Below are 17,155 nucleotides of genomic sequence, written 5' to 3'. Positions count from 1 at the left end.
TATGTAAAATGATATTGAAAATTAAGAAAATAAGCAAGATAAAAACCTTACAAATTTTAGCGTGTTATATGGTATAGTGAGAAAGTATGTTTGGGGAGAAGGAAGGAGATTATACGATGAATACACCTACTCAAACTCCTTCATTATCGGCAACGATGAAAGAGTGGCATTATGCATTAGCATATGAAATTAAACATTGGAAAACGATAGGTGGTAGTAAAATTTCTATCATGAACGGTCGTTTTTTATATACAGATTATGAAAATACAGTGTATGTATTTCAGCTTATTTCGGAAGTAAGCTTACCTGAAGGTTCACCAATTCGAATTGAGTTCGATGGTGAGGAAGCGACAGGGGAAGTATTATCTGTACATGGATTAGAAATAGAACTGAAATTAAATGATTATATACAAGGTGAAATAAGAGAAGCGGTTTTATATAGTGAACCGTGGCAATTGTTAGAGCAACTGCAAGAGCGATTGAAAGAGGCACATAAAGATAAGCTAAAACGTAATCGTATAAAGCGTCTTGTTGATGGGACGAGCAGTCCGAAACATATTGAGAAGATGAAAAATCCGAAAAATGAATTGGCGTATCGTTCATTTTACAATCCGACAACGTACGTATGGGGACCGCCTGGAACAGGGAAGTCGTACAATTTATCACGTATTATTTCGGCTCATTACCAAAAAGGAAAATCGGTACTTGTGTTAGCTCATAGTAATGCGGCAGTGGACGTATTAATGAGTGAAGTAACGAAGCAAATTGAAAAGAAAAAGAAATGGACGCCTGGCGAAATTGTTCGTTACGGTTATAGTCAACATGAACATATACGAAATCATGAAACGTTACTTGCGTCGAAGTTAGTTGAAACGACGAACGGATCATGGGGTGAGGAAAGACTCTACTTAGAAGAAACACGCCAAGAACTTCGTGAAAAAATTTTATCGTATAAAGCAACATCTGCTGATAAGAAGCGTATACAAGAGATTGAAAGTGATCTTCGAAAGCAAAAAGCGAAAATTAAAGAAGTAGAAAAAGAATATATTGAAAATGCGAAAGTAATTGGTGCGACTTTATCAAAATGTGCAATTGATTCACTTATTTATGAGCGTACATTTGATTTAGTTGTCGTAGATGAAGTGAGTATGGCGTTCGTTCCGCAAATCGCATTAGCTGCTTCACTCGGAAAACGTATCGTCGTTTGTGGTGACTTTTTACAGTTACCTCCGATTGCGATGGCGAACCATGAACTCGTTCGCAAATGGCTCGGCGAAGATATGTTTTATCATGCCGGCATTGTTGATTCTGTAAATAAATCAGAAGCACATCCCAACCTTTTTATGTTGCAGGAACAAAGACGTATGCATGCGGATATATCGAAGTTTACAAACTCATTTATTTATAAAAATAGAGTATACGACCATCCGTCTGTTTCAGAGCGTAAGGAACTTGCGCAGCTACAACCGTTCGCAAATGAGGCAAGTGTTTTATTTGATACGAGCTTAATGGGAGCCTTTTCGTTAAAGGACGCTGCTTCTGGTTCTCGATTTAACATTATGTCTGGTTTAGTAGCGATGCAAATGATGTTAATCGGACTGTTAGATGGTGTGCAATCGATCGGTGTGGTTACGCCTTACAGGGCGCAGTCACGCTTTTTATCAACATGTATCAGGGAAATGTTGCAGAGAACGAAATATCAAAACATACCAGTTTTAGCGGCGACAGTTCATAAGTTTCAAGGTTCTGAAAGAGATATGATGATCTTTGATACAGTTGATAGTTATCCACAAGAACGACCTGGCGTGTTATTCTTTGACCATAAAAACCATCGCCTCGTCAATGTAGCAGTAACGAGAGCGAGAGGGAAGTTCATTCAATTATCGGATTGCCATTATATGCGTAAAAATCTTTCGAGAAAACAAGCGTTATCACAATTAACAGCTCATATAGAACGTCACGGGGATGTGTATGATCGCACGACATCCAGACAATTATGGGAGCGGAAAATATCGAAACGATTACGCTGGTTTATGGAAATGAATCCGGAGGAAACGAAAGGGCTATTAAAAGATATTTTAGCCGCAAAACGAAAAATCATTATTTCACTTCCAAGTACGAAGCAAGTAGATAAACGAGTATGGCAAGCGTTAATGCGTACAAATGCACAAATAACGGTTTATAGTGATGGACCAGTTCCATTAAAAAACATAAAGTTACAAAGACAAAATAAAGCATTCCCATTTGTATTAATCGATGATGAAATCTTTTGGGCAGGGGCACCACTCACATCTCAAATGATGTTTGAAGGTAGTACGGAATTTCCGTACATATGTGCAAGACTACAAGCACCTGAGACAATGGGTGTATTAAAAGGATTTTTAGATATTCGGTAAATTCGGATAGGAATTCCTTGACTTTTGTTTGGAATGAACTTAGAATGAAAATAATTTAATACAATTTTATGAAAATTCTTATCACGAGAGGTTGAGGGACTGGCCCTATGACACCTCGGCAGCGGATTCTTTACGAATACTGTGCCAATTCCAGCAAGGTAACTTGAAAGATAAGAAAGAAGCTCATTTTGACTGTATATACAGAAGCCTCTTTCTATCTTTTAGAAAGAGGCTTTTTTACGTGAAAATAAAAGGAGGAAGAAAAATGGGAGCGACAGGAGTAACGTCACAAAGAAAAACAATTGAAGAGAGCATAGAAAGAAATAAGGAAAAGTACATAAAAACAAGTCATGATATTCATGCGAATCCAGAGATTGGTAATCAAGAATTTTATGCATCAAGAACGTTAAGTTTATTACTAGGTAGTGCTGGTTTTCAGCTGCAGCATAATATAGCTGGGCATGAAACAGGTTTTATCGCACGAAAAAGTTCAGGAAAACAAGGACCAGTTATCGCATTTTTAGCGGAATATGATGCTTTACCAGGACTCGGTCATGCGTGTGGTCACAATTTAATTGGCACAATTAGCGTTGCAGCAGCAATCGCATTATCAGAAACGCTTGAAGAAATCGGCGGAGAAGTTGTCGTGTTTGGAACACCAGCAGAAGAGGGCGGGCCTAATGGTAGCGCAAAGTCGAGTTATGTAAAAGCTGGGTTATTTAAAAACATTGATGCGGCGCTTATGATTCATCCGAGCGGAAAGACAGCGACGACGAGCCCTTCACTAGCAGTCGATCCACTTGATTTTCATTTTTACGGAAAAACAGCTCATGCCGCAGCTTCACCTGAAGAAGGGATTAACGCATTAGATGCGGTGATTCAGCTATACAACAGTATTAATGCGCTTCGCCAACAACTTCCCTCAGACGTGAAAATTCATGGCGTCATTACAGAAGGCGGAAAAGCACCTAACATTATTCCTGACTACGCCGCAGCAAGGTTCTTCATCCGTGCAGCTACGCGAAAAAGATGTGCGGAAGTAACAGAAAAAGTAAGAAATATAGCACAAGGAGCAGCGTTAGCAACAGGTGCAAAAGTAAAAATTCATCAATTCCAAAATGAAATCGATGAACTACTCGTAACTAAAACATATAACGACATCGTAGCGGAAGAACTAGAACTACTAGGTGAAGAAGTAAATCGTAAAGAAAGAATCGGCATCGGCTCAACCGACGCCGGAAACGTCAGCCAAGTCGTACCGACCATTCACCCGTACATTAAAATAGGTCCAGATGACTTAATTGCGCATACGAATGAATTTAGAGAAGCAGCCCGTTCAGAATTAGGAGACAAAGCGTTAATTACATCGGCAAAAGCATTAGCAAATACGGCGTATCGATTAATTACGGAAGAAGGGTTGTTAGAGAAGGTGAAGGAAGAGTTTAGAGAGGCGCAGAGGAATCAGGGATAAGGGAATTAAGGTGCTCTTTTCGAATAGCAATCTAATTAATAAGTAGAGATAACAAAAAAGAACATTGAAATATCAATGTTCTTTTTTGTTTACTAATCATTGATTTTGTTGGTTTTTCTCATAAAGGAAAAACTTTTACTGTTAGCAGGAGATAATACGTATCCCTTTATCAGAACGACAATTTCTCCTCAAACTCACTCTTTAAAACAATTAAAGGAGATGATAATCCGAATTGCATTAACGAGTCTAAAAATGTAGCGAGAGAATCCATCGAATCGCTCATGACCTTCATCATATAATTAAATTCCCCGCTAATTCGGTATAAATCTGTTACTTCAGGAGCGGCATTACAATATTGGATAAAATCAGAGCATTGGCTCGTTTTAAACATGATGAATGCTTGAATGTTTTTATTAATTTTGGAAGGCTCAAATTTTGTTCGGTAAGCTGCGATAACTCCTTGATCTTCAAGTTTATTCATACGTTCCTTTACAGCAGGCTGCGTCATGGATATAATCCGTCCTATTTCTGAAACAGAAATTCTTGCATTTTCATACAACAAGTTCATAATTTTATGGTCAATTTCATCCAATTTTACTGCGTTTTGCATTGTGTAGCCTCCTTATTTTGTTTTTTAAGTGAATCACAAATTATAACTATAATATCATAAGTGAATGAACTAAATTACCTATAAATCTATATTTAAAATGATTGGTGTTTGCATGAAAATATAAGTATAGGTTTTTATCAAACGAAAATTTAGGAAGGATGGAAAAAATGAAGAATCTTGATGGAAAAGTAGCGTTAGTAACAGGAGCGAGTCGCGGCATTGGCCGTGCCATTGCAATGAGATTGGCGAAAGATGGTGCATTAGTTGCGATTCACTACGGCCGAAATAAAATAGCTGCAGATGAAACGATTAGTGAGATTGAATCTAATGGAGGAAAAGCGTTCTTAATTGAAGCTGAGCTCAATTCAATGGATGGTGTCAAAAAGCTAGTAGAACAATTAAAAAATGAATTACAAATAAGAGTTGGTACATCAGAGATTGATATTTTAGTAAACAATGCAGGGATAGGTACACAAGGAACGATTGAAAATACGACAGAAGAATTTTTTGATGAAATTATGGCCGTAAATATTAAGGCGCCATTCTTTTTAATTCAGCAAACATTACCGTTACTACGAGCAGAGGGGCGCGTTATTAACATTTCATCAGCTGAAGTAAGACTTGGTTTTACAGGATCCATTGCATACGGTTTAAGTAAAGGTGCACTCAATACGATGACACTTCCTCTAGCTAAACATCTTGGAGAAAGAGGTATAACAGTGAATACAATTATGCCTGGATATACGAAGACTGATATGAATGTGAAATTGCTAGATAATCCGGAAATACGAAATTTTGCTACGAATTCATCTGTGTTTGGACGAATAGGGCAAGTTGAAGATATTGCAGATGCAGTAGCATTCCTTGCTTCTTCTGATAGCCGCTGGGTAACGGGGCAGATTATAGATGTTTCTGGAGGGTTTTGTTTATAGGGGCACTACTCCATACCCATCAAGCTAATCAAGCAAATTACTAGATATGAAACGATTCTTGTTTCATAACTAGTAATTTATAGAAAGGTAGGCATGCTAAAGAAGCCTATTAAAACGTGATTTTTTCGCTAGGCAACTTGAATAAGGGAGCTATTTTTAATTATTCGTAATCTAAAATAATCAAATTTTATTTTACAGTAACAATAAAATAAAGTTATTGACCACGCGGTACAAAAAAGAGTATTCTATTCATGTTATCTTTAAAATGAGAGGAGGATACGATTGAATAAACGCGGCAGACCTCGAGAGTTTAATTATTCCTCAATTGTAGATGTTGCAATGAAAACATTTTGGTTAAGAGGATATGAAGGGTGTTCTACACAAGATTTATGCAGTGATACAGGACTTGGAAAAGGAAGTTTATACAATACTTTCGGTAGTAAACATGAACTGTATAAACAAGTATTAGAACGCTACCATGAAATTGGGATTAGGGAACAAAGGAAATTGTTAGATACTCCAATTCCAGTTAAAGAACGATTAAGTAATTTTTTTGAATGGGCATTGAAAGAAGATTTTGAGAATATTGATCAAAAAGGATGTTTATTGATTAATGCCAGTATAGAACGTGCTAAAAACGATTTAATGGTACAAGAAATTTTCTCGAAGCATGTTGAACTTCTTAAACAAGCTATTGAAACAGTGATGGAGGAAGGATTGCAAACAGGTGAAATTTTAAAGAAGCAATCAGCTGAGGAATTAGCTAGTCTGCTTTTAAGCAGTTATTACGGATTCCGTGTTCTTAATGTATCGATGCAAAATCGGTTGTTGTCTGAACAAGTTATCAAAGGAACAGTAGAGTCTATTTGTGGCGCTTAGTGCGCTCTTTTTTCGCACTATTTTTGTACCAATCATTACAATAATGAATAAGGAGTGTTTTTATGCCATCGATTATTTATTTATTAGCTTTAGCAATCTTTTGTATGACTACATCAGAATTTATGGTTGCAGGTATGATGAATGAACTTGCTCTTGCATTCCAGGTTTCTGTATCATCTATTGGGTATTTAATTTCAGCTTATGCAGGAGCAATGGTAATAGGAGGCCCCATTTTAACTGCAATCCTCTTACGAATACGCAGCAAACAAGCATTATTGTTTTTAATGTTCGTATTTTTAATTGGTCAATCGCTCGGAGCCATTGCTTGGAACTATAATATTATGATGATTTCACGTATTATAACTGGTATTGCTTCAGCTTCAGCTTTTGGAGTTGCGATTTCCTTTTCTGCAACATTGGTTCACTCTGATTCAAGGGGAAAAGCTGCATCAATTGTACTTGCAGGTTTAATGTTCGCAACTGTATTAGGTTTACCTATAACAACCGTTATTTCGCACTATTTTGGCTGGCGTATTAGTTTTGGGGCTGTTTCTGTTCTTGTGCTAGTATCAGGGATTATGATTCAACGGTTGTTACCATCATCTTCAAATAAAGAGCAATTAAGTTGGAAAGATGAACTTCTGCGATTTAAGAATATTCATCTTTGGGCAGCGTACGTAACAAGTATGTTCATTATTGGTGGTACGTTTGCAGCATTTAGTTATTTCACTCCGATCTTTACAAATATCACAGGCTTTTCAAGTGCAAGTATTCCATATTTACTTGCTCTCTATGGTAGTGCGACGGTAATTGGGAATATAATAATTGGCAAGTTCGCTGATAAATTTACAATGAAAATACTTATGGGTGGATTAATTATATTAATCATAGCGTTGTCTTTATTTGCTTTAAGTGCAGAGAATAAATACATTGCAGTTATTTCTACGATTTTTATTGGTTTAACTGGTGTAGCATTGAACCCAGCTATGGTTGCGAGGGTGATGAAAACAGCTAGTAATGGAATAATGATAAATACCGTTCATAGTTCTTTTATTACGCTAGGTATTGTTATTGGTTCGTCACTAGGTGGTCTTGGGATCAGTAAAGGATATGGTTTTGTATCTCCGCTATGGATTGGAGCTTGTTTAGCTATCCTTGGGATAATTTCATTATTCCCATATTTACATAAAGGAAAGGCAGATTAAGATGTTTAAAATTTCTTTATATGGGGGAGCACCACATTACTAGCTTGGTAGTACCACACATCCATCAACATAAAGGACTATTTTTGAACTTGATATTTATGAAATATGCACCCGAAAATTTATAGTAATAATTCTAATGTTACCTCTCTAGTTAGTAGGATATTTTTTCTTAATATATGCATACTAAACATACTATAAAAAGTACATAGAAAGTGAGAGAATCATGGCTAAATTTTTGAGGCGTTTAAAATATAGAGATAATCCTAAGTCATTTCCAATACGAGACAATACTCATTTTCAGGAAAAAAATATTGAAGACGCCCTCTTAGACGCTGATTTAACCAAAAACATAGCTAATATTCAGAATATATTTCGTCAAGCGCCTGATTTAGTAATTCGGCGGTTTCAAATAACAGTAGATGGATTAGAAGCAGCTTTAGTATATTTGTCTGGATTAACAGATAAAGAATTGATTCAAAATCATGTTCTAAGTCCTTTGATGAATAGTGATTTTAATACCAATACAGAACTTCCAATTCCATTAGGACAAATTAAGATTATTAATACATTGAGTCAGATTGAAAATGCTATTTTTGGGGGAGATAGTGTTTTATTAATCCACAGTCGAACAACAGCACATCAATTGGATACAAAAGGATGGCCACAAAGAAGTGTTGAAGATGCACATAACGAAATAGCTCTAAAGGGTGCACATCAAGCATTCATAGAAACTGGAAGTCAAAATATCGCAATGATTCGAAGATATATTCCTCATCGTGAATTAGCGATAAAAGAAATAGTAATTGGTGTACGAAGCAAAACCAAAATTTCTATTTTATATTTGAAAGATGTAGCTTCTGAAGATGTGCTGAAGGAATTAGAAACACGAATTCAAAATATTACAATCGACGCTGTGACTAGTAATGGCGAACTTATAGAATTCATTGAAGATCACCCTTACTCGCCGTTTCCGCAATTTATATTAACTGAAAGACCTGATTTGGCTGTATCTCACATTTTACAGGGCAGATTTGTAACTGTAATGGATCATTCACCTAATGTATTAATTACTCCAACAAATTTTATTTCCTTTTTTCAAGGAGTTGATGATTACGGTACAAGGTGGTTAGTTGCTTCGTCTATTCGGTTGCTTCGTTTTATCGCTTTTATGGTTGCTTTATTTCTGCCGGCGAGTTATGTTGCGTTTATTTCCTTTAATTTTGAAGTTATTCCTGTAGAGCTATATTTATCTATTGCTGAATCAAGAACGCGCGTACCCTTTTCTCCAGTTATGGAAGCATTACTTATGGAAATAACATTGGAAACGATGAGAGAAGGGGCTTTACGGATACCTACTCCGATTGGTCAGACAGTTGGAATTGTAGGTGGTATTGTCATTGGTCAGGCGGCTGTTCAGGCAGGAATTGTAAGCAACATTATGATTATTGTTGTCGCTGTTACCGCGATCTCTTCTTTTGTTATTCCTAACTATGATATGGGAGCGTCAGTAAGACTTTTACGTTTTCCAATGATGCTAGCAGCTGCCTTATTTGGAATTGTAGGACTTGTTATCGGGTGGATGACTTTAATTGGGCATCTAAGTAGTCTTAAATCGCTAGGTACTTCTTACGGAACACCATTAGCACCCTTTCGTTTTGCAGATATGAAAGATGTTTTTGTACGCTTTCCTTTATGGACAATAAGAAGGCGTCCTAAGGGGAATGGAACCAATCAAACTATTCGACAAGGAAAGAATCGTAATAAAAGGTGAAATTATGAAAAAGTATGCCTATAATGAAATCACTCTTATGCAGTATATTATTTTAATTAATGGAGTGCAGGTGGGCACTGGCGTTTTATCGCTTCCACGTGTGCTTGCAGAAAAGGCTGGAACAGATGGATGGATAGCTATATTGATTGGTTGGATTTTCTCCACAATATCAGGTGTGTTTATAGTGAAAACAGCTGCAAGATATCCTGAGGATACGATTTATGATATTCTTATACGATTGTTTGGAAAAATAGTAGGGAAAGCATTGGTTGTTATTTACATGATGTACTTCGCTTTTTATTCTTGTATCGTTCTTATAAACGCTATGCTTTACCTTAAGGGATGGCTTCTCCCGAAAACGCCTGACTATATCGTTATCTTTTTGTTTTCGATTCCTACCTATTTTGTTGCACGTAACGGTCCTAGTATTTTAGGACGATACGCCGAACTTTTTTTTTATATGGCGCTTTGGATTCCGATATTTTTTTTAATCCCTCTTATAGGGAATGGAAGTTGGATGCCCTTCTTTCCGCTTTTAAAAGAAGGATGGAAACCTATATTAACCGCTGTACCAAGCACTGTTTATGCTTATTTAGGATTTGATATTGCTTTCTTTTTATATCCATTTTTACAAAAAAAACAGTATGCAGTCCATGGAATGGTTATAGCAAACACCTTAACGATGTTATTTTATTTATTTGCTACTATTGTTTGCTTTGCCTATTTTAGCCCTGATAGCATTACGCAATATAATCAACCGGTACTAAATTTACTGAAAGTAATTGAGTTTCGTTTTTTAGAACGTTTTGACATGATTTTATTGGCTGTTTACTTAACCATTGTTTCCACATCATGGATTCCTGCCCTATACTGTTCTGTATTTTGTTCAAGCCAATTACTTGGAAAACAAAATCACAGCTCTCATGTAGTTGTTCTCTTATTACTTATTATCGGATTCACATGTTGGAGTCATCCTAGTTGGAATGAATCTGAAATTTGGCAACAGGTATTATCGAATGTTGGATTAGGGGTAACATATATATCACCTATTATTTTATGGCTGTATTGCTGTCTATATGAGAAGTTTCGCCAGGGGAGGGTACATTGAAAAGAAAAGTACTATATTGTATTTTGTTATTGGTGTTCATGATGACTGGATGCTTCGATCAAAGAAATGTTGAAGATGTTTCTCTTACTCTTATTCTTGGTATCGATTTAGATCGTAATGATAATTTATTAGTGTATATATCAAGCCCTGTTTTCAATAAAGAAGCAAAAATAAAAGAAGAAACAACTGGTGTGAAATCTGCTACGGTCCGAAAAGCTAGAGACCAATTTGATGCTACGGTTATGGCGCTTACTGCGGGAAGTAAAACACAGGTTATTTTAGTTGGAAAAAGGTTACTGAAACAAAAAAACTGGGAAAATTACCTCGATCCATTTTACCGTGATCCAAAAAATACAGTTACTGCAAGGGTTCTCGCTGTAGATGGACCTGTTTCGGACGTTATCTTCTATAGCCCAAAGGATAAGCCACGACTTCCTATATATTTAACAAAACTAGTTGATACGGCTTTTTTAAGAAATATCACAGTAAAAACAACTCTTCAAGAACTATATGAGCAAAGAGCAGACAAAGGGCTAACAGTAAATATTACTGAAGTGAAAAAAAAGAATAAAATATGGGTGACAGGTACAGCTTTGTTGGATGAAAAAGGAAAATATAAATTAACGCTAAAACATGATGAAAACAAGCTTTTACGCATTTTGCAACAAGGAACTGCAGGGGAGTTACCATTTACAGTTCCAATTAAGATAAATTCGGATGGTCAAGATAAAGATTTAATAAGTTTTACTGCCTATGGTATTGAAGTAAAGACAAAGGCAAGATATGATGAGCATTTTATATTTAATGTAAATGTAAAGATGAGAATCGGTATTACAGAACGACTTTTTACCTTTAATACAAGAAAGGACGCAGCAAAATTACAAAAGGCGATTGAAACTAAGTTGGAAGCTGATTTCAAGCAATTAATACAAAAAATACAAACCGCCAAAATTGATCCTATTGGGCTTGGAGGATATGCAAGAACATACACATATACTGAATGGAAAAAAATACAAAATAATTGGGGTAACGAATTAGCAAAAGGCGATGTAAACGTCAAGGTTAACATTAAAATTGCCGGAATGGGTACGATTAAGTAACATGAATTCAACTGTGATTCGTACTAAGATTGCAAGTACTGTCTACTTTAGAAGGAGAAATGTCTTTAGCAGGAGTACCGTCACATCGCTATGAACCTTAAATTTTATAGTACCCCCAGAACGAAAGTTTGTGTTAACTTGTAACAAAAACGCTCATTTTTTCGTCTTGGGGTAATTCTGAATTCTTAAGGTGATGGCGATGGGGTATTGACCCTACCTATCAACTTAAAAATTTTATAACACCTCAAGCTAAAAATTTCGTGTATTTTTGACAGAAGGCAGCTTATTTTTCGTTTTGGGGGTATTTGCATTTCTTAGCTTGATGGTGATGTGACGGTACCCCAATCGTAATTTATATGAAAAGAACTCCTCAACAGATGAAAGAGTTCTTTTTTATTTTCACATTCATTTCTCATCTTTCATTGATCAATAGACATTCCAACAAATAACTCTAAAAAGAACATAAATTCGTAAATGATCAGAACAAACTTCCAAAAGATCCTTACGCAATCTATTACCATGCGTACTACTCAATAGGAAAAAATGCCTGCCACTCCCTGAGAAATGTCGAATCTGCAAAATTCATTCAACATTTCCAGGATGATGACAATGGATTATTTTTATAATTCTATTTTCTGGTCACCACGTTTCTCTAGGTTTTTAGCAGTTTTACTTTGGGCAACATCTTTTTGGTCTTTAAAGGTTCCCATGAGAAAATCATAGGCTGGATTCGTAACACCATACCAGTAATTTTCATTTTTGAAGTGATGCCATAAATGAACTTTTTTCATCCATCGCCCCCATGGTGATATTGGTTGAAGGGGGCGATGCGCGATATAATGCTTCCACTCATAAAATAATAAAAAGAGCATAATACCTGCAATAAATGCGTTTGTCATGACAAAGCTGGATGAAAGAAAATAAAAAATCGCTCCTGAAATTGCAATGTTTGGCACACTATACCATAAGGGTAAAAATAATAAATGTAATTCATTCGGATTTGTATGATGGTCATAATGTAGGCGCTTAAGCGTTTTTAATAAAAATGCATTCTTTGGTGGCTTTAGATGAAAAATAAACCTGTGAGTAGCGTACTCAGCTAAGGAATACATAATCATTCCCAAAATAAAAGCACCCCAAATTCCGATAGAGGTTAAATGTAAAATCATAAATCCAAAGCTAGTGAGGAAAAGACAGCTCATAATCAAAATATCAGGATAGGAAAAATATTCTTTAAAATATTTTAGTTTCATTTATCACGCCTCCAGCTTTCTTTGTTTTTTTCTATCTTTCCAAAGAGCCAAGCTTTTCTCCAATGTTGTCTTACACAATCTTTCTGCTTCAATCGCATCTCCCTTTAATGCAGCTTTTAATAAATCGTGATAATAGTTGAAGGATAACTCACGATGATCTTTTACAGAAAAATACCTTTTTGCCATATCTACATAAATGGAATCAAAGCTATTTAAAATGAGTAGAAAGATTGGATTGGCAGCAAGCCCAGCACACCTTTTTTGCAAATCCCAATCAAATGCTGCATAGCTTTCTGCACTATCTTCAAGTTGCTCAAGATTAGCAAGGAGAGCAACCACTTTAGGTTGATTAAACGTAACAGCATTACGAATATAAGTCGGAGTCAACGAACTTCTAAATTCTAATAAATACATAATAAATTCATCTGTAATGGTATGATGATTCTCAACAATATTAATAAGAGTCGTTAGATTACCATTGCTCCAATAATCATTAATAATCGATGGCATTCCTTTTCTTCCTGTTATCCACCCACTTCTTCCTAAACGTTGAAGCGCCTCACGAATAGTTGGGCGACCAACACCAAATTCTTTCGCAAGCTCTCTTTCCGGCGGTAAAGTGCTTCCTATAGAATAAACACCGGCCAATATGGATTTAATTAATTCGTTCACAATTCTATCTGAGGTGCGTTCCTTTTCTTTCAAGTCATCGTCTCCTTTATTTTATGGTAATACATGTTCAAGACATTGGTAATACCAAAATTATATAATGAATTTGAATTTTCTGTCAATGGTAAAGGAGTGAATTTTTATAATTAGGATTGTCGAACTTTCTATATATTTCTATGAAAAGAATAGTTTATTTTCATTGCTTTCGCACTCAACTTCTTTAATTTTAAGAAAATTTATTTATCAATCCGCTATTTTAGAAAAAGGAAAAAACCATCACTATAGAACGAGGAGAAGATCCATTTTATTTATGATTAATGACAATGGCAAGATAGAAAATTATGAACTGGAAGGAATATAAAGGGGATGAAAATGATTGTTCCTGTAGGACAATGCCTATCAAGTTGTAATTATTGAGGATGTTTTAAATAAAGCTGAATTAGAAAAGATTATACTTTCCATGCTAAATCAAAAAATAGGGTTCTTAAGATAAGTATCCTAAGAACCCTATTTTTGAAAAGAACTTCTAAATTGGACTGAGAAAATTTAGGATTCCTAAAATAACTAAGATCTAATTAACCATAGAAATATAAAATTTCCATTTTGGGCGTACTTCAGAATATTAGCTTGATAGCGATGGGGGAGCACCACATCACCATCAAGCTAATGCTTTCATATCCCCCTAAATTAAAATTTTCTTTCTCTACATATAGCTATTCTGAGAAGCCGCTCATTTTTTCGTTTTGGGGGCATTTCTTTTTCTTAAGTTGATGGGCATGTATGGTGACCTCTATTAGACGATAGTGAATTAATAATTTCGGGGTTCAGTTCAACTTTATTCAAAATAAGATTTTTTCGCAGTAAAATTAATGTTAGTGGAACTTTTTAATCAAACTTTTTTCTAAATTAACATAAATACTTGCAATAATTAAATTAGTACTATATAGTTCTAGTTATGACAAAGGTAAAATTAATGAATCAAAAACGTGTGATTGAAGTAGCTGCAACATTATTTTTAGAAAAAGGGTTTGCTTATACAAGTATGGATGAATTAGTACGTGTAAGCAAAGTTTCAAAGTCTAATGTGTATTATCACTTTTCTAATAAGGAAGTATTATTAGAAGGGGTCGTTGATTATTGGATTGAAATGTATCAATCTGCAATTGATGACGTACTTTCTCAGAACCAATTTTTAGTTGAAGATCGTATCCAACTGTTTTTAAAGCAATTATCACAAGGAGTTCAATCGAGAGAGTATAAGGGGAGCTGTCCATTTATTACTCTTTATATTCAAAGTCCTAAACAGGCCACGCAAATAAAAGAAAAAATAGGTCTTTTTTTTACAGGATTACAAAAGAAAGTTTCTCTATTACTTAAACAAGGGGTAGAGAATGGAGAATTCAGAAATACGATTCATATTGATGAGGTTGCATCACTTTTTATTACAAATCTTGAAGGAGCGTTATTTATTTCAGAAACATTGAAGGATGCAACTGTAATCACGAAAACAGCAGATCATTTTTTAAAATTGCTTCGATAAAAGAAGCATTTTTTTTACATCAAATTAGTACTGAGTAGTACTAAAAAGGGGGATTTTATATGAGAACAGTATTTTTAACTGGTGGAACAGGCTTTATTGGAAAGCAATTAGTAAAAGAATTAGCCAAAGAGGATGTTAAAATTCTTCTTTTAGTAAGGTCGAAAAGTAAAGCAATACGCATTTTTCAAGAAAGAGGCATCTTAAAAAAGGCAGTTATGCACTTTATTGAAGGTGATTTGACGAAAATAGATTTAGGTCTAAGTGCTGAAGATAAGGAGAGGGTATTGAAAACGGATGTGATTATTCACGCAGGAGGCCCCATGGATATTCAAGCGACAAGTAAAGAGGCAGCTTCCGTATTTTTAAATGGCGCCAAACATATTAGTGAATTAGCTAAAAGTATTCATCAATTGAAGGGCTTGCAACAATTTATTCATGTTGTAGGTTATATGAGTCCCTTTGATGATAAAAATAGTAAGATTGCAATTGATGTGTTTAAAGAAGGAAATAATTATTTGAAAATAAAAAATCCATATGAGAGAACAAAATTTTTAGCAGATCTTTATATCCGTCACCAGGCATCAGCAGTAGGTTATCCGCTTTCTGTAATTAATCCGCCAACTGTAGTCGGTAGTAGTAAAACAGGGAGTACAGAGCAGATAGCAGGATTAGGTTTGCTTGTGATGAGTATGCGAAGAGGGCTCATGCCAATGATTCCTGGAGGTAAGGGATATAGGTTACCACTTATTTCAAACGATGAGCTTGCGAAGTTTATTGTGCAGGTTTTCAGATTGGAGCAACCGACTATTCAAACATATACACTTGTTGAAGACAAACAGTACGATCAGAACATTGCTGAATTATTAAGTATTATGTCGGAAAGTATGAATATGAGGGCACCAAAAATCTCTGTCCCAATGCCACTTATGAAAGCAATTATGAATAGTGGAGTAAGTAAAATAACAAAAATTCCTTCTGATGGACTGAATTTTATTACAAAACGAAATTTTTCGAATGTTTCAGCGAAAAAAATTATGGGAGGAGATTGGTTTAAGAAGGCGAGTGTAATGAAATTTTTCCCTGCCGTAGTAGCTGATCTGGATTATCGAATGATGTATCAAAATGGCCAGCATAATCATTTATTTAAACGAACATTATGCGATAACACTACCCTTTACCAATTACAAGGAGAGGGTAAACCGTTTATTTTATTACATGGTTTATTGAGTGATGGAGAGGATTTATTTCCTTTAGCACAAGAGCTTCATGAAAAAACTGGTCAACCTGTATGGATCTTGGATCTTCCAGGTTTGGGACGTTCTCCTTTTAAACAAGAGAAAAATCTTCTAGATATCTATTTGAATGTAGTGAAAAAGTTATTGGAGAAAGCTACTAATGGTGCACATCTAATTGGTCATTCATTCGGTGCATTTATTCTTCTGGAAGCATTGGTACAAGAGTACATAGATAAGAAGTATTCAATCACTTTACTTCAGCCACCTGTTGCTAAAAAAAATGCTAAATCGCTAAATGTTCCTCAATTTATGAACAAATGGACATTAAAATTGGCAACTACTAATTTGATAGGGCGTTATTTATTAAGTAATGGTTTGTTTGAAAGTATGGAGAGCATCCCTGAACAGTATATTGAAAAAATAAGTAAAAGTTTTACTTCCCCTAGAATTTTAAATACTACGGTTCAGCTTAACAGTTTATTACTGAAAAACGATCAAGGTGATTTCAATGAAGTAACAAAGTATAATCTTCACATTATTTGGGGGGATTATGACAGAGGCTATTCTGCTCCATCGCATCTTGGTAAGGTTGATTTTGTTCCATATGGCCATCATTTTCCTCTTAGCCACCCGAGTGAAACGGCAACATTAGTAATAAAAAATAGTAATACTAGCAGATGAGAGTGTGGGATAAATAAAAAGTGTGTAGTAAGATTGTTGTGTCTTTGAAATAAAATCGTACTGTTTGGGGTCCCACCCCATCACCATCAAGTTAAAATTTTATAATGCTTCAAAACGAAAAATTTGAGTCTTTTATAGCAATAAAGTTCATTTTATCGTTTTGGGGCAACCTGATCTGGTCGTACGCCTTATAGATATTTTTACGTCTTTAATTTTTGTATTGACCTTAAAGTTACTTTAAGGTTTATGCTAAAGACAATTACATAAAAAAGCTTTTTTATGTCTATATATAATTAATCATAAGG

13 protein-coding genes and 1 riboswitch are annotated in these 17,155 nt (G+C 35.2%); of the genes, 10 read left to right on the top strand and 3 right to left on the bottom strand.

Going from position 1 to position 17,155, the window contains the following annotated elements; all coding sequences use genetic code 11:
* Nucleotides 1-86 precede the first annotated feature (86 nt).
* The gene (locus JDS98_RS03575) at nt 87-2,396 is read left to right on the top strand and encodes an AAA domain-containing protein (RefSeq protein WP_141555948.1); all 2,310 of its coding nucleotides are present in this window, start codon (nt 87-89) and stop codon (nt 2,394-2,396) included.
* Between the two features lie 75 nt (nt 2,397-2,471).
* A riboswitch (SAM riboswitch) is annotated at nt 2,472-2,573 on the top strand.
* An 88-nt stretch (nt 2,574-2,661) separates the two neighbouring features.
* Complete coding sequence (locus JDS98_RS03570; RefSeq protein WP_000501381.1) at nt 2,662-3,867, top strand: M20 family metallopeptidase; 1,206 nt, start codon at nt 2,662-2,664, stop codon at nt 3,865-3,867.
* 169 nt (nt 3,868-4,036) lie between these two features.
* Here JDS98_RS03570 and JDS98_RS03565 read toward each other — a convergent pair whose 3' ends face one another.
* Nucleotides 4,037-4,477: an Lrp/AsnC family transcriptional regulator gene (locus JDS98_RS03565; RefSeq protein ID WP_001178574.1), complete on the bottom strand. Its 441-nt coding sequence runs from the start codon at nt 4,475-4,477 to the stop codon at nt 4,037-4,039.
* Between the two features lie 167 nt (nt 4,478-4,644).
* Here JDS98_RS03565 and JDS98_RS03560 point away from each other — a divergent pair, with 167 nt between their 5' ends.
* From JDS98_RS03560 to JDS98_RS03535, 6 genes are all read left to right on the top strand, one after another.
* Nucleotides 4,645-5,409, top strand: coding sequence for an SDR family oxidoreductase (locus JDS98_RS03560; protein ID WP_199633560.1), 765 nt, complete (start codon nt 4,645-4,647; stop codon nt 5,407-5,409).
* A 282-nt stretch (nt 5,410-5,691) separates the two neighbouring features.
* Complete coding sequence (locus tag JDS98_RS03555) at nt 5,692-6,288, top strand: TetR/AcrR family transcriptional regulator (protein ID WP_087969170.1); 597 nt, start codon at nt 5,692-5,694, stop codon at nt 6,286-6,288.
* 62 nt (nt 6,289-6,350) lie between these two features.
* Complete coding sequence (locus tag JDS98_RS03550) at nt 6,351-7,493, top strand: MFS transporter (protein ID WP_087969171.1); 1,143 nt, start codon at nt 6,351-6,353, stop codon at nt 7,491-7,493.
* Between the two features lie 223 nt (nt 7,494-7,716).
* Nucleotides 7,717-9,264, top strand: coding sequence for a spore germination protein (locus tag JDS98_RS03545; RefSeq protein ID WP_098710886.1), 1,548 nt, complete (start codon nt 7,717-7,719; stop codon nt 9,262-9,264).
* 4 nt (nt 9,265-9,268) lie between these two features.
* Nucleotides 9,269-10,372 (top strand): GerAB/ArcD/ProY family transporter, encoded by a 1,104-nt coding sequence (locus tag JDS98_RS03540; protein WP_098001556.1) that lies wholly within the window; start codon nt 9,269-9,271, stop codon nt 10,370-10,372.
* Nucleotides 10,369-11,472: a Ger(x)C family spore germination protein gene (locus tag JDS98_RS03535; RefSeq protein WP_199633559.1), complete on the top strand. Its 1,104-nt coding sequence runs from the start codon at nt 10,369-10,371 to the stop codon at nt 11,470-11,472. Before JDS98_RS03540 ends, JDS98_RS03535 begins: the two co-directional genes overlap by 4 nt.
* A gap of 620 nt (nt 11,473-12,092) precedes the next feature.
* Here the strand turns inward: JDS98_RS03535 and JDS98_RS03530 are convergent.
* Together JDS98_RS03530 and JDS98_RS03525 are read right to left on the bottom strand one after the other, a co-directional pair.
* Entirely contained in the window at nt 12,093-12,725 is a 633-nt protein-coding gene (locus tag JDS98_RS03530) for a sterol desaturase family protein (RefSeq protein ID WP_061530651.1), read from the bottom strand.
* 3 nt (nt 12,726-12,728) lie between these two features.
* The gene (locus JDS98_RS03525) at nt 12,729-13,430 is read right to left on the bottom strand and encodes a GntR family transcriptional regulator (protein WP_199633558.1); all 702 of its coding nucleotides are present in this window, start codon (nt 13,428-13,430) and stop codon (nt 12,729-12,731) included.
* A 937-nt stretch (nt 13,431-14,367) separates the two neighbouring features.
* On the opposite strand from JDS98_RS03525, the gene JDS98_RS03520 reads away from it, so the two are divergent.
* Together JDS98_RS03520 and JDS98_RS03515 are read left to right on the top strand one after the other, a co-directional pair.
* A complete protein-coding gene (locus tag JDS98_RS03520; RefSeq protein ID WP_001072318.1) occupies nt 14,368-14,934 on the top strand; it encodes a TetR/AcrR family transcriptional regulator in 567 nt (188 codons plus the stop codon).
* A 59-nt stretch (nt 14,935-14,993) separates the two neighbouring features.
* A complete protein-coding gene (locus JDS98_RS03515) occupies nt 14,994-16,850 on the top strand; it encodes an alpha/beta fold hydrolase (protein ID WP_199633557.1) in 1,857 nt (618 codons plus the stop codon).
* The last annotated feature ends 305 nt before the right edge of the window (nt 16,851-17,155 follow it).

The organism is Bacillus cereus group sp. N11 (assembly GCF_016483605.1).
Classification (GTDB): Bacteria; Bacillota; Bacilli; order Bacillales; family Bacillaceae_G; genus Bacillus_A; species Bacillus_A toyonensis.
This window is presented reverse-complemented; position numbering and strand designations above follow the sequence as displayed.